General features: G+C 74.0%; 18 protein-coding genes. 10 read left to right on the top strand and 8 right to left on the bottom strand.

Annotation, left to right across the window (positions count from 1 at the left end; translation table 11 throughout):
• Positions 1 to 9 precede the first annotated feature (9 nt).
• Positions 10 to 561 carry a carboxymuconolactone decarboxylase family protein gene (locus HAV40_RS06285; RefSeq protein WP_166379781.1) on the bottom strand — a complete coding sequence of 184 codons (552 nt, stop codon included), beginning with the start codon at positions 559 to 561 and terminating at the stop codon, positions 10 to 12.
• Positions 562 to 764: 203 nt separating this feature from the next.
• On the opposite strand from HAV40_RS06285, the gene HAV40_RS06280 reads away from it, so the two are divergent.
• The 3 genes from HAV40_RS06280 (at position 765) to HAV40_RS06270 (ending at position 3,897) form a co-directional block, all read left to right on the top strand.
• Positions 765 to 1,928, top strand: coding sequence for a M20/M25/M40 family metallo-hydrolase (locus HAV40_RS06280; protein WP_166379780.1), 1,164 nt, complete (start codon positions 765 to 767; stop codon positions 1,926 to 1,928).
• 115 nt (positions 1,929 to 2,043) lie between these two features.
• Positions 2,044 to 3,183: a carboxylate-amine ligase gene (locus tag HAV40_RS06275; protein ID WP_166379779.1), complete on the top strand. Its 1,140-nt coding sequence runs from the start codon at positions 2,044 to 2,046 to the stop codon at positions 3,181 to 3,183.
• Between the two features lie 114 nt (positions 3,184 to 3,297).
• Positions 3,298 to 3,897, top strand: a complete 600-nt coding sequence (locus tag HAV40_RS06270; RefSeq protein ID WP_166380111.1) for a nitroreductase family protein — start codon at positions 3,298 to 3,300, stop codon at positions 3,895 to 3,897.
• Here HAV40_RS06270 and HAV40_RS06265 read toward each other — a convergent pair.
• Entirely contained in the window at positions 3,871 to 5,439 is a 1,569-nt protein-coding gene (locus HAV40_RS06265) for an NAD(P)-binding domain-containing protein (protein ID WP_166379778.1), read from the bottom strand. The two genes, HAV40_RS06270 and HAV40_RS06265, sit on opposite strands and share 27 nt — an antisense overlap.
• Positions 5,440 to 5,622: 183 nt before the next feature.
• On the opposite strand from HAV40_RS06265, the gene HAV40_RS06260 reads away from it, so the two are divergent.
• Positions 5,623 to 6,429, top strand: coding sequence for an SDR family NAD(P)-dependent oxidoreductase (locus HAV40_RS06260; RefSeq protein ID WP_166379777.1), 807 nt, complete (start codon positions 5,623 to 5,625; stop codon positions 6,427 to 6,429).
• Between the two features lie 33 nt (positions 6,430 to 6,462).
• Here the strand turns inward: HAV40_RS06260 and HAV40_RS06255 are convergent, their stop codons facing one another.
• Entirely contained in the window at positions 6,463 to 7,488 is a 1,026-nt protein-coding gene (locus HAV40_RS06255; RefSeq protein WP_166379776.1) for an SDR family NAD(P)-dependent oxidoreductase, read from the bottom strand.
• Between the two features lie 258 nt (positions 7,489 to 7,746).
• Between HAV40_RS06255 and HAV40_RS06250 the strand changes: the two genes are divergently transcribed.
• Positions 7,747 to 8,169 carry an SgcJ/EcaC family oxidoreductase gene (locus HAV40_RS06250; protein WP_166379775.1) on the top strand — a complete coding sequence of 141 codons (423 nt, stop codon included), beginning with the start codon at positions 7,747 to 7,749 and terminating at the stop codon, positions 8,167 to 8,169.
• A gap of 136 nt (positions 8,170 to 8,305) precedes the next feature.
• Here HAV40_RS06250 and HAV40_RS06245 read toward each other — a convergent pair whose 3' ends face one another.
• The 5 genes from HAV40_RS06245 to HAV40_RS06225 form a co-directional block, all read right to left on the bottom strand.
• A complete protein-coding gene (locus HAV40_RS06245) occupies positions 8,306 to 9,106 on the bottom strand; it encodes a TIGR03084 family metal-binding protein (protein WP_166379774.1) in 801 nt (266 codons plus the stop codon).
• 84 nt (positions 9,107 to 9,190) lie between these two features.
• Positions 9,191 to 10,804, bottom strand: coding sequence for an MFS transporter (locus tag HAV40_RS06240; RefSeq protein WP_166379773.1), 1,614 nt, complete (start codon positions 10,802 to 10,804; stop codon positions 9,191 to 9,193).
• Positions 10,801 to 11,874, bottom strand: coding sequence for a carboxymuconolactone decarboxylase family protein (locus tag HAV40_RS06235; protein WP_166379772.1), 1,074 nt, complete (start codon positions 11,872 to 11,874; stop codon positions 10,801 to 10,803). Before HAV40_RS06235 ends, HAV40_RS06240 begins: the two co-directional genes overlap by 4 nt.
• A gap of 80 nt (positions 11,875 to 11,954) precedes the next feature.
• Positions 11,955 to 13,592, bottom strand: coding sequence for an FAD-dependent oxidoreductase (locus HAV40_RS06230; protein WP_166379771.1), 1,638 nt, complete (start codon positions 13,590 to 13,592; stop codon positions 11,955 to 11,957).
• The gene (locus HAV40_RS06225; protein ID WP_166380110.1) at positions 13,589 to 14,119 is read right to left on the bottom strand and encodes a DUF5987 family protein; all 531 of its coding nucleotides are present in this window, start codon (positions 14,117 to 14,119) and stop codon (positions 13,589 to 13,591) included. The genes HAV40_RS06230 and HAV40_RS06225 overlap by 4 nt, the downstream gene beginning before the upstream one ends.
• 357 nt (positions 14,120 to 14,476) lie before the next feature.
• On the opposite strand from HAV40_RS06225, the gene HAV40_RS06220 reads away from it, so the two are divergent.
• From HAV40_RS06220 to HAV40_RS06200, 5 genes are all read left to right on the top strand, one after another.
• Positions 14,477 to 15,553, top strand: a complete 1,077-nt coding sequence (locus HAV40_RS06220; RefSeq protein WP_166379770.1) for a carboxymuconolactone decarboxylase family protein — start codon at positions 14,477 to 14,479, stop codon at positions 15,551 to 15,553.
• Positions 15,554 to 15,689: 136 nt separating this feature from the next.
• Positions 15,690 to 16,268, top strand: coding sequence for a hypothetical protein (locus tag HAV40_RS06215; protein WP_308441037.1), 579 nt, complete (start codon positions 15,690 to 15,692; stop codon positions 16,266 to 16,268).
• Positions 16,268 to 16,642 (top strand): hypothetical protein, encoded by a 375-nt coding sequence (locus HAV40_RS06210; protein ID WP_166379769.1) that lies wholly within the window; start codon positions 16,268 to 16,270, stop codon positions 16,640 to 16,642. Before HAV40_RS06215 ends, HAV40_RS06210 begins: the two co-directional genes overlap by 1 nt.
• A gap of 53 nt (positions 16,643 to 16,695) precedes the next feature.
• Positions 16,696 to 17,691 (top strand): DUF1702 family protein, encoded by a 996-nt coding sequence (locus HAV40_RS06205; protein WP_166379768.1) that lies wholly within the window; start codon positions 16,696 to 16,698, stop codon positions 17,689 to 17,691.
• Between the two features lie 189 nt (positions 17,692 to 17,880).
• Positions 17,881 to 18,852, top strand: a complete 972-nt coding sequence (locus tag HAV40_RS06200) for a DUF1702 family protein (RefSeq protein ID WP_166379767.1) — start codon at positions 17,881 to 17,883, stop codon at positions 18,850 to 18,852.
• Positions 18,853 to 18,868 lie beyond the last annotated feature (16 nt).

The following is an 18,868-nucleotide window of genomic DNA, read 5'->3' as shown; positions in this document are numbered from 1 at the left end:
CGCGAGCGGTCAGGCCGCCTGCCCGTAGCCGTGCACCTTGACGCGCTGGGCGGCCTGCTCGTAGTCGGCGGGGTCGGCGGCGGGCAGCGTGCCCAGGCCGTCGACGTAGCGGTTGAACATGCAGAACGCGGCCGCGATGAGCACCGTGTCGTGCACCTCCAGGTCGGTGGCGCCCTCGGCGCGGGCCGCGTCGACCAGCGCCGCGGTCACCTTGCGGCCGTCCTGCTGCACGGCGGCCGCGATCCGCAGCAGGGCCCGCAGCTTCGCGCTGACGTCCGCGCCGTCGAGGTCGGCCCGGACCTGCTGGACCAGGGTCATGCCGCCGTCGAGCTGCGCGGCCGCGAAGGCCGAGTGCGACGAGCAGCAGAACACGCACTCGTTGAGCCCGGACACGTACGCCGCGATCAGCTCCCGCTCGCCCGCGCTCAGCGTCGGGTGCGGGGCGTGCAGCAGGGCTTCGGCCAGGGCGTTGAGCGGGCCCGCGGTCTCCGGCCGGAACCGCATCGGCCCGTTGATGCCGGGAAATTGTCGCTCGTCCAGACCCAGGTCGATGTGCGCCATCGGCGACTCCTCACGGACCGGTGCGCGACTGCCGCGCACTCCTTCGGCATTCTCCCGGCTCGATCGATGGGCGGCTTCTTCGATGTTGCGCTCTTGCGGCCGGTCAGCCCCGTCCGGGTGGTCGGCCTGCCCGGACCTCCCGTCCGGCGGGTTGCGCAATTTAGCTGCTGGCAGCGGCGGGACCACGCTGCCACGCTCACATCATGTCCGATGTGGAGCATATGGGTAGTCAGGCGCAGCGGCGGGTCGCGGCGATGTCGGCGCAGCTGCGCGAGCTGGTGGAGACCGAATCGCCCCCGGGCGCGCTGCCGCAGCTGAACGCCTGCGCGGACCTGCTGGCGGCGTGGGGCACGGCGGTGCTGGGCCGCCCACCGCGCCGCGTGGTCCGCGACGGGCTGCCGCACCTGCTGTGGGCCGCCGAGGACCAGCGGGTGCTGCTGCTGGGCCACTACGACACGGTATGGCCCGCCGGTACCGTCGAGCAGTGGCCGTTCACGGTACGCGGCACCATCGCCACCGGGCCGGGGGTGTGCGACATGAAGTCCGGCATCGTGCAGATGTTCGCCGCCCTGTCGCAGCTGCCCGACACCTCGCGGGTCGGCCTGCTGCTGACCAGCGACGAGGAGACCGGCTCGGTCACCTCCCGGCCGCTGATCGAGCAGCAGGCCCGCCGCTCGCGGGCGGTGCTGGTCGGCGAGCCGAGCACCGAGGACGGGGCGCTGAAGGTGGCCCGCAAGGGCGGCTCGATGTACCGGATCACGGTGCGGGGCCGGGCCGCGCACGCCGGAGTGGAGCCGCACCGGGGCGTCAACGCGGCCGTGGAGCTGGCCCACCAGGTGCTGGCGGTGCGCTCGTTCGCGGCGGGCGGCACCAGCGTCACCCCTACGCTGCTCAGCGCGGGCACGATGACCAACCAGGTGCCGGAGTCGGCCGTTTTCTGCGTGGACGTGCGCGCTTGGACCCGTGACGAGCTGGAGCGGGTGGACCGGCTGGTGCGGGCCATGTCGCCGCTGCTGCCGGGGGCGGAGCTGGTGGTCGGCGGCGGCGTCAACCGCTACCCGCTGCCCGAGCACGTCGCCTTGCCGCTGCTGGAGCTGGCCCGGCAGGCCGGACGCAGGCTCGGGCTGGCGGAGGTGCGCGGCGCGCACGCCCCGGGCGCGTCGGACGCCAACTTCACCGGCTCGCTGGGCGTGGCGACCCTCGACGGCCTGGGCGGCGTCGGCGGCGGCTCGCACGCGCGCAGCGAGTGGGTCGACGTGTCGCAGATGCCGGCGCGGGCGGCACTGCTGGCGGGGCTGATCACCGGAGTGCTGGAGCAGCCGCGCGGCCGGGCCCGCCAGGCGGCGGCCGGGGCCGCGCTGGGCTGAACCGTCCACATCGGCGTGTCGGCACCTTTGCTGACCTGGTTGGGAGGGGGCGGCCGGTATTCTCCGGGCGGCCGTACCGTGCGGCCCCCGACGCATCCCGGAGGCGACGACCGCCATGTCCGCGACCCAGCAGCCGAGCCAGGCCCCGCCCCGGTTCGGCGTCGAGGAGGAGTTCCTCGTCGTCGACGCCGCCACCCGCGCCCCCGTGCCCCGTGCCGCCGAGGTCGTCGAGAAGGCGTCGGCGACGCTGGGCGCGCGGGTGTCCGGGGAGATCACCACGTGGCAGCTGGAGACGCGGACGGATCCGTGCACGACGATGGCGGAGCTGGCCGGGCAGATCGGGCAGGCCCGCGCGGTCGTCGCGGCGGCCGCCGACGCCGTCGGCCTGCGGCTGCTGTCGGTGGGCTCGTCGCCCGTCGCCGGGGCGGTGCCGCCGCCGATGACCACCGGGCCCCGGCAGACGCGCGGCATCGAGACGTTCCGCGGGCTGCACGACGAGCTGGCCATCTGCGCCCTGCACGTGCACGTCGAGCTGCCCGACCGTGACCTCGCCGTCGCCGTGTCCAACCACCTGCGGCCGCACCTGCCGGTCCTGCTGACGCTGACGGCCAACTCGCCGTACTGGGACGACCGCGACACCGGGTATGCCAGCTGGCGCACGATGACCTGGCCGCGCTGGCCCGTGGCGGGCCCGCCGCCGTGCTTCGACTCCGCCGCCCACTACGACCAGGTGGTCGACACGTTGCAGGAGGCCGGGGCGCTGGTCGACCGGGGCACCGTGTTCTGGGACGTGCGGCCCTCGGCGAACCACCCGACCCTGGAGGTCCGAGTCGCCGACGCGGCGCTGACCGCCGACGCGGCCGTGCTGTACGCGGTGCTGGTCCGGGCCCTGGTGATGCACCTGGCGGCGGTCGCCGGGCGCGGCGGGCCCGCCCCTGACGTGCCGGGCGAGCTGCTGCGCGCCGCGTACTGGCGGGCCGCCCGCGACGGCCTCGACGGCGATGGCCTGGACCCGGTCACCGGGCGGCTGCGGCCCGCGCCGGAACTGGCCCGTGCGCTGGTGGCGCTGGTCGAGCCGCAGCTGCGCGCCAACGGTGAGCACGAGTTCGTGGTGGCGGGGCTGGACCGGCTGCTGGAGGAGGGGACCGGAGCCAGGCGGCAGCGGGCGGCGGCGCGCGCGGGCGGACCGGCTGCGGTCGTCGACCACGTCGCGGAGCTGACGGCGCGGCCGTACGAACTGGGCAATCCGGCGTAAGCGCGACGGGCCGCCGGTGGGTGATGCTGGATCGACAGATGTCACCCCCTGGAGGCCCCCGTGAACGCCGTCGCCACCGTCCCGTTCCACCTGGACCGCCTCGATCCCGCGCAGATGAGCCGCACCGCTCATGACTTCGCCGACCGGATGGCCGCCCGCCGGTCGGTGCGCGAGTTCTCGTCCGAACCCGTGCCGCTGGACGTGGTCGAGCAGGCCATCCGGGCCGCCGCGACCGCGCCCAGCGGCGCCAACCTGCAGCCGTGGCGCTTCGTGGTGCTCACCGACCCGGAACGCAAGCGGGCGCTGCGGCACGCGGCCGAGGCCGAGGAGCGGGAGTTCTACGCCCGCCGCGCGCCGCAGGAGTGGCTGGCGGCGGTCGCCGACATGGGCACCGACTGGCACAAGCCGTTCCTGGAGACCGCCCCCGTCGTCATCGTCGTGTTCGAGGTCCACCAGGGCCCGAACACCCCGAAGCCGTACTACGTCAAGGAGTCGGTCGGCATCGCCGTCGGCGTGCTCATCACCGCGCTGCACCTGGCCGGGCTGGCCACGCTCACGCACACCCCGGTCCCGATGCGGTTCCTCAACGAGATCTGCGAGCGCCCGGCCGAGGAGAGGGCGTGCGTGGTGATGCCCGTCGGCCGGCCCGCCGACGGGGTCACCGTGCCCGCCCTGACCCGCAAGCCGCTACCCGAGGTGCTGGTCCGCCACTAGGTCGCGGGCGAAGAACTCCTGCAGGGGCCGTACGTGCCGGTCCTCGCGCCGCCATTCGGCCAGCAGGTCCTCCAGCAGGTGCAGTTCCTCCACGAGTACGCCGTCGCGGTAGCGGCGCACGACCGGGTGGATGAAGGCGCTCTCGGCGGCCCGGTCGGGCTGCGGGTGCCGCTCGATGGCGAACACGTCGCCGTAGTCGTCGCGGCCCCAGCGCAGCCCGAACGTGTACAGGTGCGGCTCGTCGCCGAAGCGGGCGACCGCGTAGTCCTCGGGCAGGTCGTGGTAGTGCCGCACCTGCCCGGTCGCCGGGTCGACGACCAGCGCGTCGACGAGGAACTCGAACTGCGTCCACAGCGCCGAGCTCCAGTTGACCCGGTCGAGCACCGCCCCCGCCAGCGCCTCGGCGTCGGCGGTGAGCTGCTCGTACGGCAGCGGCACGTCCTCGTACCGTTCCCGCAGCAGCCGGGTCAGGGTGCGCAGGTTGTACCGGAAGCCGTCGATGAACGCCGAGGACGCCTTCTTGAAGTCCCGGTCCTGGGCGAGCGTCCCGGCGAAGTACAGCCCGTCGACGTCGGCCGACTGCCAGTCCGGGCGGGTGACCGGCATCCGCCCGTTCGGGGTCATCCGCGGGCGGCAGCCGTCGCCGAACAGCGAGGTGTCCATGGCGAACCCGGTGCAGCGCAGCACCGACTCGTACTCCATGACGGCGGTCTCGCCGTCGGCGTGGCTGTAGGTCAGGCGCACCTCGAACCGGTCGCCGACCGGGCGGATCTCGTCGATGACGCAGTCGAGCACCGAGTGCAGCGTCTTGAACTGGTAGCTGTCCAGCACCGCGCCGTGGTGGCCGCGTACGTCGCCGGGGTGCTTGGTGTTCCAGGCCAGCCGCAGCGGCCGCGGGCTGGCCAGGTGGATCATCGCGGCGTGGCTGAGCAGCGCCGACGCGGTCTCGAACGCGGAGTTGCCCTTGCCGAGGATCAGCACCCGGTGGTCGGCGTAGTCGGCCGGGTCGGTGCTCATCGCCTCGTAGCCCACGGCGTGTTCGATGCCGGGCACGTCGGGCACGTTGGGACGGCCCCAGCCGGTCGCCACGACCAGGCAGTCGGCCTCGATCGTCCCGTCGGCGGTGTGCACCGCGAAGCCGTCGGCGAGCCGGTCGATCCGCTGGACGCCGGTGTCGTAGCGGACGTTGAGCTTGTGGTGGCGGCTGAAGTCGGCGAGGTAGCGGACCAGGTCGTCGGCGTGCGGGAAGTACTCCCGGCTGTAGTCGGCGAACGGCAGCTCAGCGGGCTCCTGCAGCAGCGAGTTCCAGTCCCAGCGCAGCCGGATCTCCGGGTCGTCGCTGACCGAGTGGACCTTGTTGAGGGAGATGAGCTTGCGGTGCCGGGGGAAGCGGCGGAAGAACTCGGCGGGCTCCGGCGCCCGTTCCAGGGTGAGATAGTCGGCCCCGGCCTGCTGGAGGTAGTAGCTCAGCTGCAGCCCGGCGGGTCCCCCGCCGACGATCACGTACCGGTGGCGGACCTCCGCCGATGCACTGTCTGTCATGGACACTCCTTGTCGGGCATGCCCACGACCCTTCATCACAGTTCTCGATGCGTCAATCTACGGTGCGTAGCGTGTCGCCCGCCGGAGCGCCGCCAGGCGGGGCCGATCCCCCCGTATCGGGGCGAGGCGGGCGCGGGCCGCCTCGGGCCCGCGCGCCGGAGATCGACGTCCTATCATGCGTAGATGATCGATCAACCCGTCGCCCTCGTCACCGGAGGCGGGGGCGCGATCGGCGCCGCCTTCGCACGACACCTCGCCGCCCGCGGATACCATCCGGTCGTCGCGGACCTCGACGCCGGTGCCGCCGCCACCGTCGCCGACGCCGTCGGCGGCACCGCCCACGCCCTCGACGTCAGTGACCAGCAGGCCAACCGCGAACTCGTCGACACCATCCTGGCCCGGCACGGCCGCCTCGACGTCGTGTGCCTGCACGCGGGCGTCCCCAGCGGGCAGCGGGCCACCGAACCGTTGGACCTCGCGCGCTACCGGCGTGCCACCAACGTCAACATCGACGGTGTCGTCTTCGGCATCGACGCCGCGCTGCCGGCCCTGAGCGTGCGCGGCGGCCACATCGTCGTCACGTCGACGCTGGCCGTGCTCGACCCGAGCCGGGCCAACCCGCTCTACACGCTGACCAAGGCCGCCGTGCTCGGCTTCGTCCGGGCGCTGGCCAACCCGCTCAAGCCCCGCGCCATCACGATCAACGCGCTGTGCCCCGGCTTCGTGGACACCCCGATGCTCGACGCGTTGCGCCCGCTGCTGGTCGAGCAGGGTTTCCCGATCCTCACCCCCGACGACATCGCCGCCGCCCTGGGTCACGTCATCGACGAGGGCGGCACCGGCGACGCCTGGGCCCTGGTGCCGGGGCAGCCGCCGACCCGCTACGCGTACCCGCCCATCCCCGTGCCGCTCATGCCGGACGGCAGCCCGGTGCCGGAGCTGAGACTCCCGCCGCCGCCCCTGCCGACCCCCGTGACCGGCCGCGCCTGACCGTCGCGACCAGCCGCGCCCGCCGGGCGGGGCTCACCGGTCAGCGGACGCCGTTCCCGCCTGGCGGGCCGTCAGCAGTCCGCGCCGGTGCAGCCACCGCACGGTGTCGGCGAGCGTCGTCGCGAACGGGCGCGCCGCCACGCCCAGCGGCGGGCGCTGGTCGTCGGGGCGGGCGTCGCACGCGCACACGTAACAGGCGCCGTACTCGGCGGGAATGTGCCAGGGCCAGGCCCGCTGGGCCAGCCCGGCCAGGTAGGCGAACGGCAGCATCGCGCGGGCGGGCACGAACGCCGTCGGCAGGGCGCGGCCGGTCGCCAGCCGGGCCGCGCGGACGAACTCGCGGGTGCTGACGTGGCGGCCCGGTCCGAAGTGGCGGCCGGGACCGGGGTCCGGGGTACGCAGCAGGGCGGCGTGCAGCGCGGCGGTGTCGCGTACGTCGCCGGCCGGGAAGCCCCCGGTGGGCCACATCGGCATCAGCCCGCGCAGCATGTTGCGCAGCCGCTCGTTCTGGTCGCCGAGCTTGGGGTCGTCCGGCCCGAGCAGGGCGGGCGGGTAGACGATCACGACCGGCGCGCCCTGCGACTGGTGCTCGCGGGCGACCCGGTCGGCGGCGGCCTTGCTCGCCAGGTACGGCTCGCGGGCCGTGCCCGTGGGCCCCTGCGTGCTCACCACGCCCGTCCCGGCGGGCAGCAGCGCGCCGAACGTGGACACGTGCACGGTGCGGCCGGTGCCGTGCTGCCTGGCCGCGCCGAGCACCAGCTCGGTGCCGGTGAGGTTGGCGCGGCGCATGGCCGGGTGCCGCCGGGTGTCGAAGGAGAACACCCCGGCCGCGTGGACCACGGCGTCGACCCCGCGCACCGCCCGGGAGACCGCCGCCCGGTCGGTCACGTCGCCGACCGTCACGTCGACGGCGGCGGCCGGCACACCGAGCGGCGTGAGCGCGGGCTCGACCGCGGCCTCGGCACGGGCGAGCACCCGCACCCGGTGGCCGTCGCGGACCAGCGCGGCGACGGTGTGCGCGCCCAGGAAGCCCGTGCCGCCCGTCACCAGTACCAGCATCGTGTCCTCCGTATCAGCACCACCCCACGATCCTGCCGGGCGGACCCGCTCCGGCGCGTCTTCCAGCGTGCGCTGGCGCACGTCACCGCCGCGCGGTGGGCGTTCGCGCCGGGGGCCGCGGGTGCGATCGACTCCGCAATACCAAAGGTGCGCGGGCCTGTGGGCCGATGTGAGTCTGGATCGGACGTGACTGGCCCGGAGCCCGGTGTCCGGTCCGCTGCCACCGGCAGCGCCATCCGGTTCAGAAAGGACGAACACATGAGCGACGCAGCTACCGCGGTCATCGACGACGCCGATCTCGCCGCGGTGACCAGCGTTCCCCAGCGCATCATCGAGGCGTGGGCCAAGCACGACGCGGACGCCTTCGCGGCCGCGTTCACCGAGGACGGGACCCTGATCCTGCCCGGCGACATCTTCCTGCGCGGGCGCGAGGAGGTCCGCGGCTTCATGGCGGCCGCGTTCGCCGGCCCGTACCAGGGCACCCGGGTCACCGGGACGCCGCTGGCGCTCAAGCCGCTGGGCGAGAGCGTGGTGCTGGTGCTGACGCAGGGCGGCGTGCTGGTGCCCGGCGAGGAGGCGGTGTCGGCCGAGCGGGCCATCCGGGCCAGCTGGCTGCTCGCCAAGCAGGACGGCGAGTGGCTGATCACCGCGTACCAGAACACGCCGGTCAAGGCTTCCTGACCTCTCCCGCCGACCACAGCCGGCACCGACGGGCCACGCCCGGACGGTGCCGGCTGTGTCTCGTCCGCTGGTGCGGCACGTACCGGCAGTAAGCCGCCCCGGTGCGCGTACGGCACCGGGGCGGCTCTTCGGCGGTTCAGCGGGACGCTGTGTCGAACTGGCCCGGGCGGCGGCCCTCACCGGCCGGTCCACGGTAGGCCTGCGCGATGTCGAGCCAGTGCTCGGCGTCCTCGCCGACGGCCTTGAGGGCGAGGTCGGCGCGGTTGCGCCGGCGCGTCACCAGCAGGCAGAAGTCGACCGCCGGGCCGCTGATCACCTGGTCGGCGTCGGCGGGCCCGAACTGCCAGACGGTGCCGGACGGGGCGGTGATCTCGTACCGGAACGTGACGTCGGGAGTCTGCTCGCCCCGGGCCTGGTAACCGAAGTCCCAGGTCCGGACGGCGAAGAAGACCAGGTGGCCGAGCCGGTCGGTGTAGGTGCGGGTCACGCCGAGCGCGTCGGCGATGTCCTGGCCGTGGCCGAACAGCTCCATCATCCCGGCGGCCGCCAGCACCGGCCCCGGCAGGGGACGGACCAGCCACGGGACCACCTGGCCGTCGGGGACGGCGGCCAGCGCCCGCTCCGCCGCGGTCCGCGACTGCCGGAACGCGCCGAGCAGCTGCTGCGGGGGCAGGGCGAGGTGGGGTGCCATCGCCGCGTCGACGTTGGCGTTGAAGTCGGGGCTGAGCCGCCCCGCCAGCGCCGCGAACGCCTCCGGTTTGCCCGCGGCCAGCGCGGCCAGCTGGAAGGTGGCGGTCAGGTGGGCGATCTGGTGGGCGACGGTCCAGCCCGCGGCGGGGGTGGGCAGGGTCCACCGGTCGTCGGGCAGGTTGGCGACCAGGCGGTCGATGTCGTCGCCGTCGGCGGTGAGGTCGGCGAGCACGTCATGCTGCGGCATGCGGTCGTCCCTTCGTCATGGGGCACCGCGGGGCGGGCAGGTCCGCTCCGGAACGCCCGTGGCATTGATGAGTTTCAAGATGAATTATGGTGATACCGCGAGGGCGGGGTCTTCTTCGTGCTTGCCGTCCTTCGCGGCGGTCGGCGGGGTCGGCCGGATCAGCAGCGCCAGGGCGCACGCCAGCACCAGCAGGGCCGCGACCGCCACCAGTGCGGGCCGGGACGCGGCGAGGAAGCCGTCGGCGAAGACGTCCTGGATCAGCGCCCTGACGTGACCGCCACCGGCGGCGGGCGTCCCCGTGGAGCGTGCGGTCACCAGTGCCGACCCGGCCTGCGAGGCCTGTTCCAGTTCGGCCGTGAACGGTGCGCGTTCGGCCGGGGCGAGCTCACCGGCCCGCCGCACGGCCTCGGCCTGGACCACCTGGGCCAGGCGGTGCTGGACCACCGCGCCGATGGCCGCGACGCCCATCGCCGCGCCGACCTGGCGGGCGGTGTTCAGCGCGCCGGACGCGGCTCCGGCCCGCTCCGGCGGCACGGTGCGCATGGCCAGCGTCGTCGTCGGCGCGATGACCAGTCCCATCCCGACCCCGACCGCGATCAGGACCCCCGCGTACGACAGCGACGTCCAGCCCCGGTCCGGCAGCAGCCCGGTCCCGGCGACCCCGGCGGCGAACACGGCCAGCCCGCCGATGAGCAGCCAGCGGCTGCCCGCCCGGTCGGCGAGCCGCCCGGCGACCGGGGCGACGGCGCTGAGCGCGATCGTCCACGGCAGCGCGGTCACGCCGGACAGCTGCGGGCTCATCCCGTGGGTGAGCTGCGTCTGCAGGACGAAGACCAGCAGGAAGCCGTGCAGGGCGAACGAGGTGACGAACGTGATCGCCGTCGCCGCCGCGAAGCCCCGGTCGTGCCACAGCGCGGGCGGCAGCACCGGTGCGGCCTGCCGCCGTTCCCACAGGGCGAACCCCACCAGCAGGGCCACGCCCGCGCCCAGCACCATCGGGATGGTGACCGGCCCGGCGACGGCCGCCCAGCGGTGCCGCTCGCCCTCGATCAGGCCGTACACGACGGCGAGCAGCCCCAGCGTCGCCAACAGCACCCCGATGCCGTCGTATCCGCGCGGCGGCGTCCCGCGCAGGTCGGGCACCAGCCGCCGGGCGGCGACGATGCCGCCCACGGCCAGCGGCACGTTGGCCAGGAAGATCCAGGGCCAGGTGGCGTGGGTGACCACGACGCCGCCCAGCGTCGGCCCGCTGACCGCGGCCACCCCGGCGACGCCGGTGAACACGCCGAACGCGGCACCGCGCTGGGCGGCCGGGAAGATCGCGGTGATCAGCACCAGCGCCTGGGGCAGCAGCGCTGCCGCGCCCACGCCCTGCAGCACCCGTGCCGCGATGAGCTGGCCCGCGGTCTGGGACAGCCCGCACAGCAGCGACGCCACCCCGAACAGGGCCAGGCCGCCGACGAACACCCGGCGCGGCCCGAGCAGGTCGCCCAGGCGGCTGAACACGATCAGCAGCGAGGCCAGCGCGAGCAGGTAGCCGTTGAACACCCACAGCACCTGCCCGATGCTCGCGTCCAGGGTGCGCATGAGCACCGGCGCGGCGGTGTTGACGACGCTGGTGTCGAGCAGGATCAGGTAGTTGCCCAGGCAGAGCACCGCCAGCGCGGCCCACCGCCGGGGGTGTGGCGCGGGGTTCACGCCACACCGTCCGGGCTCGGCCGGGCGGCCGACAGCCGGTCCCCGGCGGCGCGGGCGGCCAGCAGGCTCGCCCACGACGTGATCCGGACCAGCCCGGCGTCGTCGAGGCCGGTGGTCTGGCGCACCTGGGCGACCAGCGGCGCGGTCACCCGGTACGAGGCGAACATGGTGAGCAGGAGCAGCCGCCCGGTGGGGCGCTGGGTGGCGGGCAGCGGCGCGACGGCCGCGTCGAGCCACGGCGCGGCCGACAGCCCGGTCGGACCGGCGCCGGGTGTCGCGGCGAGCTGTTCGGCCAGTTCGCGGACCGGGCCGGGCAGCACGGTGTCGGCGGCGCGGTCGACGGCGTGCGCGGCCCTGGCGAAGGCGGCGGCGATGGCGGGCTGGCCGCTGGCCCAGTGCAGGTCGGCGGGCAGCGGCGCGGCGGGCAGCAGCGGTGCGGACAGGCCCGGTGCGGCCGTACGCCGGGCCAGCGCGGCCATGATGCGCCCGGTGACGTTCTCGACGGCGCCACGGGCGCGCGCGGGCACCGCCGGTGGCAGCGGCGACGGTGGCAGGAACACGTTGACCATGCGGTTGAGGTAGTGGAAGGTGACCGCGACGCCGACCAGCTCGGCGGTGTGCGCGTCGGGGAACGGGGCCGGGACGGCCGGGTCGCCGCCCGCCCAGCGGGCCAGCGCGCGCATGTCCGCGTCGGCGATCTCGTCGGGGCGTCCCCGGCCGACGGCGGCCAGTTCGCGTCCGCCGAGCCCGACCAGGGTCGAGCCGTGCACGGCCACGCAGTACGGGCAGGTGTTGGCGGCCGACACGGCGGCGGCGACGACCTCGCGGGTGCGCCGTCCGGTGTGGCCGGTGGTCAGCAGGCTCTCCCGCAGGATCGACCAGGCCGCGGCCAGGCTGTCCGGGGCGGGGGAGTGCAGCGCGATCGGCGGGGCGAGCATGCCGAAGTCGCGTTCCATCTGCTGGTAGACCTGGGTGACGAGTCCGGTCGCGGCGGCCGGGTGCACCGGGGTGACGTGCAGGACCTGTCGCATGGTCCCGCCGCGGGTGACCCGGGCGAGCAGTACGCCCATGGCTGTTGCCTCCTCGAACGTGGCGCCGTCCGGGCATGGCCGCACCGGCCCCGGGGTGGGGCCGGTGCGGCCGTGCCGGATCAGGCGCGGGGGAGTGCCGGCGCGCGGGCCGGGGTGACATCGCTGGGCAGGCTGCCCGTGTACTGCACCGGCACGCCGCGCCGCCGTGCGGCCTCGACGATGCCGGGCATGGCGCGTTCGGCCAGGGCCGAGATGGTCAGCGCCGGGTTGACGGTCAGCGCGCCGGGCACGGCCGAGCCGTCGGTGACGAAGATGCCCGGGTGGCCGCGCAACTCGTGCCCGTCGTCCAGGGCCGAGGTCCGCGGGTCGTCGCCGATCCGGCACGATGCCAGCGGGTGCACGGTGTACGCCCCCACCAGGTCGTTGGTCCACGGCGCGACCTTGGCCAGCCCGTCGCGTTCGAGGATGTCCTTGACGTCGGCGTCGGACAGCGCCCAGCCGCGCAGGGTGTTGGCGGTCGGCCGGTACTGCAGGCTGTTGTGGCCCAGCATCTGCTGGGAGAACCGGTTGGCGTTGCCGGTCGGCGGCGGCGGGCCGAACACCCCCTCGTTGTCGTCCTCCGACATCGTGAAGATGGTCAGCCACGACTTCCACTGCTGGAGCAGTTCCTTCTTGGGCACCCCGTACCAGGCCGGGCCGTCGACGCCGGGGGCCTGGGCCAGGATGGTGCCCAGGCCGGGCGGGAAGTACAGCTGCTCCAGCGAGTAGCGCTCGAACTCCGGCAGGCTGCCGTCGAGCTTGTCCCAGCTGGCCACGGTCGGGCCGCGGCCGATCTGGTACGCCTCGTAGGCGGCCCCGCCCGGCCGGCTCAGGCCCAGCACCTCGCGGACCCGGTCGTCGTCGAACACGGCGTTGTTGAGCCGCTCGCCGTTGCCGGAGAAGTAGCGGCCGACCGCGTACGGCATCGGCCCGAGGTCGTCCTCGGAACGCTGCAGGATGACCGGCGTGGCCGCGGTCCCCGCCGCCAGGATGACGATCTTCGCGTCGATCGCGCCCGCGTCGTGCAGCACCCGGTAGTCCTCGTCGTCGACGATCCGGTAGTGCACCCGGTAGCCGCCGTCGTCGTTGCGGGTCAGCTTCTGCACCTCGTGCAGCGGCCGGATCTGCGCCCCGTGCGCCGTCGCGCCGGGCAGGTAGTTCAGCAGCAGCGAGCGCTTGGCGTCGAACTTGCACCCGGCTGCCATCCAGTTGCAGTTGGTGCACAGCGACACGTCGACCGCCGACGGGGCCGGGTTGGCCGTACGCCCCGCGTGGTCGCACGCCGCCGCCCACAGCCCGCCGCCGTACGGGATCTTCTCCCAGCTCTGCTGGGTCACCGGCAGCGCCTGGCTGACCCGGTCGTACCAGGGGTCGAGGCTGTCCCGGTCGATCGCGGCTGGCCACATGCGGCGGCCGAGGCTGCCCTGGCGCTCGAAGACGAACCGGGGGGCGCGCGGCATGGTCGCGAAGTACACGACGCTGCCGCCGCCCACGCAGTTGCCCGACAGCACGCTCATGCCGTCGCCGATGGTGAAGTCGAAGATCCGCGTGTACGACGCGCCGAGTTTGAAGTCGTGGTCGAACTCGTCGGCCTCCAGCCAGGGGCCGCGTTCGAGCACGACGACGCGCGCCCCGCCCGCGGCCAGGTGGTACGCGGCGATCGCGCCGCCGAAGCCGCTGCCGATGACCAGGACGTCGGTGCTCTCCACCGCGCTCATGCCGGGCTCCCCGTGGACGTCGTGTTCGGATGGATGCGGGCCAGCGGGCGCCCGTAGCTGGAGTCCGGGAAGCGCCACACCCCGTCGGGGTCGGGCTGGGCGTAGCCCATGGCGGTCAGGCCGGGATGCTTGGCGGCCAGGGCCTCCAGGGTCGGCAGGTGCGCGGCGCTGTCGAAGGCCATGTTGCTGAACAGGGCCAGGCCGACCCACAGCGGCTTCTCCGGGTGCTCCGGATGGGTGAGCTGGGCGACCAGCTCGGTGCGGGCGGCGAACGGCAGCGCGACGAACGAGGGCAGCGCCTCGTCGAGGGCGAGGCCGCGCTCGTTGGCGTACAGCATGGCGTGCAGGTTGAGCATCTGGCTCAGGCCGTCCAGGGACTCGGCCAGCCCGCCGGCCGGATGGCTCAGCAGTTCCAGCGCGCCCGCCGCGACCGCTCCGCCGCCGGCACTGGCGCCGGCGACGGCCACGTCGTCGGGAAAGCGTTTCTCGCCGGGGATGATGGTGTCGGCGAACGCCTCGAGCGTCATGATGCTCGTGGCGTCCAGCTCGGGTGGGTCGGGTTGCACGGCGTCGCCTCCTGTGTGTGGAGACCGCGACCGGCCGTCGGGGACGGCGGTCGTGGGTGGACGGACGGCCGGGCGGGACGCATGGCGGCGCGTCCCACCCGGCCCGGCGCGAACACGGCAGAACCGGTTCGCGGCTCATCGTGCCCAGCCGTGAAAGGGCCGTTCACCTTCTGCGTTGCCCTTGGCACTTCGAATGTCTTCGATATTGCGCAGTCTCGTCCGGGGCGTGGTCGCCGCCGGGACGCCGCCGAATACTGGACCCCGCCGGCCGGGCCGCATCGGGCGCGGCCACGGCGGTCCCACCACACGGAGGTCGGCATGGTCGTCGGACGAATCGCCTCATCGGTCATCCAGCGCCAGGTCAGGTACGTCACCCCGGTCCCGGTCGCGGCGGCGTCCGGGCTGCTGGGACAGGTCTACGGCCAGGTGCTCGACGAGATGGGCCTGGTCGTCCCGCCCGTGCAACTGCACTCGGCGGTGCCGGAGCTGGCGGCGGCCTACTGGATGCTGATGCGCGAGCCGCTGCTGCCGACCGTCGACGTCGACCGCGCGGCCAAGGAGGCGGTCGCCACCGCCGTGTCCGTGGCCAACATCTGCCCCTACTGCGTCGAGATGCACAGCGTCGGCATGTACGACCTGGCCGGTGAGCACGACGCCGAGCAGCTCGCGGCCGACCGCGCCGTCGAGGTCGACGACCCCCGGCTGCGCGCGCTGGCGCTGTGGGCCCGGCACGCCGCGCTGCCCGACGACCCTGCGGCCACCACCGCGCCGTTCGCCGCCGCCGAGCGGGCCGAGCTGGTCGGGACGGTGGTCGGCCTGCACTACCTGACCCGCATGGTCAACGTGTTCCTGTCCAGCTTCCTGCTGCCGCCGGGGCTGGGCCCGGCCGCTCGGCGGCGGTTCAAGCGGGGCGTGGGCCGGGTGCTGCGCCCGACGCTGCGCAACCCGCGGCTGCCCGGCCGCGCGGTGGACCTGCTGCCCCCGGCCGCGCTGCCCGACGACGCCGCCTGGGCCGCCGCCAGCCCGACCGTGGCCGCCGCGACCGCGCGGGCCTACGCCGCGTTCGAGGACGCCGGGCAGTGTGCCCTGTCCCCGCAGGTGCGGGCGGTGGTCGAGGTGCGGCTGGCACGCTGGCGCGGCGAGGAGACGGGGCTCAGCCGGGCCTGGTGCGAGCGCCTGGTCGCCGACCTGTCCGCCGCCGACCAGGCCGCCGCCCGGCTGGCGCTGCTGACCGCGCTGGCGTCCTACCAGGTCGACGAGGACGTGGTCGGGGAGTTCCGGCGGTACTTCCCCGACGACGCGACACTGCTGCGCGCGGCGTCCTGGGCGGCGTACCGGGCGGCGCGGGCGGTCGGCGGCTGGCACAACGCTCAGGTGGGCTCAATACCGCAGTGATGTGAACGGCGCCAGAGCTTGGCCAGAGCATTCTCGAAGAAAGACTTTGCTGCCTGAGCAGCCATGCTGGTGGATGGCCGACCGGATCGCACGTGCTCCGGATCGGCCGACCTCGTACACCCCTCGGGAGGACAACGTGACTACCCACGGCCTAGCGGGCAGCCCGCCGGTCCGCATCAGCACCGGGATCAACGGAGCCGGTCACCGCATCGCGCTCAACACCTTCATGTTCGTCGTGCTCGCGCACTGGGCCGAGCACCTGACCCAGGCCTACCAGATCTACGTGATGGGCCGGGCCGCGCCGCAGGCGCGGGGCGTGCTGGGGCAGTTCTTCCCCTGGCTGATCAAGTCGGAGTGGCTGCACTACGGGTACGCCCTGGTCATGGTCATCGGCCTGTTCGTGCTGCGCAAGGGCTTCACCGGCCGGTCGAAGACCTGGTGGATGGTGGCCTTCGGCATCCAGTTCTGGCACCACATCGAGCACCTGCTGCTGTTCCTGCAGGCGCAGCTGGGCACGCCGTTCTTCGGCCAGGCGGTGCCGACCAGCATCGCGCAGCTGGTCGTGCCCCGGGTGGAGCTTCACCTGTTCTACAACACCATCGTGTTCATCCCGATGGTGGTGGCGATGTACCTGCACCTGCGGCCCAACCCGGCCGAGCTGAAGGCGGCCGAGTGCACCTGCGCGCGGCGGGCCGACAGTCCGTCCCCGGTCTGATGTCCGGTTCCGACACCGGCCCCCGGCCGGGCCTGAAGAGGTCCGGCCGGCGGGCGTGGGCCGTGCTGGCGTTCGTGGTGGCGCTGGTGGCGCTGGCCTTCCCCGCGCTGCAGGCCGCCTCGGACTCCGCCACGCCCGCCCCGGCGGTGAGCGGCACCGCCGCCCCGGCCGCCGAGCACCAGCACATGCCGCCGCCCGACCCGGTGAACCTCACCTTCACCTGGCTGGCGGTGCTGCTGATCATCGGGCTGGTGGCCATGCTGGTGTGGCGGCCGCCGCCGCGCAGCGACAACGGCGGCGCGTCGTGGCGCTACACCGACCCGCGCGGGCAAGAGCGCAATGCCGAAGACGCTCCTTCCGCCATCGACAGATGACGATGGTGGCGGTCGCCGTCCGGCGGCCGTGGACTCGCGGGCATGGAGGAACGATGCCAACGGCACTAGGCGCGATGCGCAGCCTGATGATGACGCCCAGCCTGGCCGAGGTGGGGTTCGCCCGGCGCGGCTTCCCGGTCCGGGAGACCGAGGCCACCCGGCGGCTGGAGGCCATCCCGCAGTCGGTGATCTGCGGATTCGAGTGGGGCATCGACGCCCGCACGCTGTGGGAGCTGGAACGGCGGCTGGCACTGGTCGAGCCCGAGATGCGCGGCTTCGCCTACGAGGGCGCCACGATGGCGTACACGATCCGCGACGCGATGGCGGGCGGGCGCGGCACCCGCGCGCGGGAGCTGATGCAGGGCCCCGCCCAGCCGCACGTCTTCCTGACCTACATCGGCATCGGCTTCGCCATGGCGCGGCTGCCCCGGCCGCTGTGGCGCGGCGTGCTGCCCGACCTGACCGGCGTGCCCTACCACCCGACCATGAGCTGGCTCGCCGTCGACGGGCTGGGCTTCGACCGGGCCTACTTCGACACCGCGAAGTGGGTGAACCGGCAGGCCCGGCCCAAGCCCTACCCCTGGGAGGGCAACGCCGCCTACTTTCCGCGCGCCTGGGACCAGGGCGTCGGCCGGGCGCTGTGGTTCATTCACGGTGGGCAGGTCGACCCGGTCACCGACGCCGTCGCCGCGTTCGCCGAGGACCGCCACGCCGACCTGTGGAGCGGCGTCGGCCTGGCCGCGACGTTCGCCGGGGGCAGCGAAGCCGAGGATCTGGCCCGGCTGCGTGAGCTGGCCGGCACGCACCGCGCCGACCTGGGCCAGGGGTCGGTGTTCGCGGCGAAGGCGCGCACCTACGCCGGGCACGTGCCCGAGCACACCGAGGCGGCGGTGAACGCCCTGGCGGGGCTGGACGCCGCCGCGGCCGCGGCGATAGCCGACGAGGTCGCCGAGGGCGGGCTCGACGACTCGGACGGGCCGCACTACGAGGCCTGGCGGCGGCGCGTACGCGAATCGCTGCGCGTTCCGGCCGCCCGCGCCCGGCACTGAGACCCACGCCGCCGCGGTCGCGCTCACCGGCGGGGTGGGCGCGGCCGCGGCGGCGTGCTGTCGTTTCCGGCCACGCGAAATTGCGTTCTGTGACCAGGGCAATGCAGAAGAAGAGGAAGTTCCAAACCCGCTGCGACGATGGCAAGGGAACGGCACCTATCACCCATCGTCGATGGTTCGGGAGTTCCCATGAGCATCTACCGGGCGCTGCGCCGCCGCATCCTCACCCCGGACATCTCCGCCACCCGGATGGATGTCCGCAAGTTCCACGTCAAGAGCGAAGAAGGCCGCCAGCTGCTGGAGACCGTCGGCAGCAGCTTCCTGGCTGGCTACGGCTACGCCGCGCAGGCGCGTACCGTCGCCGACGCCGAGGCCGACCTGGAGACCGTGCCCACCCGCTTCAAAGGCTTCGCCTACGAGGGTGCGGCCATGGGCTTCGCGGTCCGCGAAGGCCTGCCGGTCGGCGGGCGGGGCCTGGTCCAGAAGTTCCTCGACGGCCCCGGCGACCCGCACGTCTACATGGCGTACGTCGGCATCGGCTGGGCCATGGCACGGCTGCCCCGGTTCCGCTGGTCATCGCTGACCGCGCCCGACCCGCTGCTGCGCTGGCTGGTGCTCGACGGGTACGGCTTCCACCAGGCCTACTTCCAGACCGACCGCTACGTCTACGGCCAGTACCAGGAGGCCGACTTCCCCTGGCCCGGCGGCACCTTCGGCTGGTACGCCAACCGTGCCATCGACCAGGGCATCGGCCGGGCGATGTGGTTCGTCGGCGGCACCGACGCCGAACTCGTGGCCCGCATGATCAACCGGTTTCCGGAGCCGCGCCGCGCGGACATGTTCAGCGGCGCGGGCCTGGCGGCGACCTACGCCGGGGGCGCGGACGTCGAGGAGCTGACCACGTTCTGGGAGCTGGGCCGCGACTACCGGCCGCAGATCGCGCAGGGTTCGGCCTTCGCGGCCGGCGCCCGGGTGCGCGCCGGGCTCGTCGTGCCGCACAACCGCCTCGCCACCGAGGTGTTCTGCGGCATGACCCCCGAACGGGCCAAGGAGGTCACCGACGAGGCCCTGATCGGCCTGACCGACGACGGCCTGACGCCGTCGTGGGAGGTGTGGCGCGTCCGCATCGCCCAGGCCCTCGCGGCCCAGCGGCAGTTCTGAACCACCCGGCTACATA

Origin of the sequence: Catellatospora methionotrophica, assembly GCF_011297335.1 — a bacterium.
Lineage (GTDB): Bacteria > Actinomycetota > Actinomycetes > Mycobacteriales > Micromonosporaceae > Catellatospora > Catellatospora methionotrophica.
Note: the sequence above shows the minus strand (reverse complement) of the source record. Positions and strands in the feature narration are given on the sequence as shown.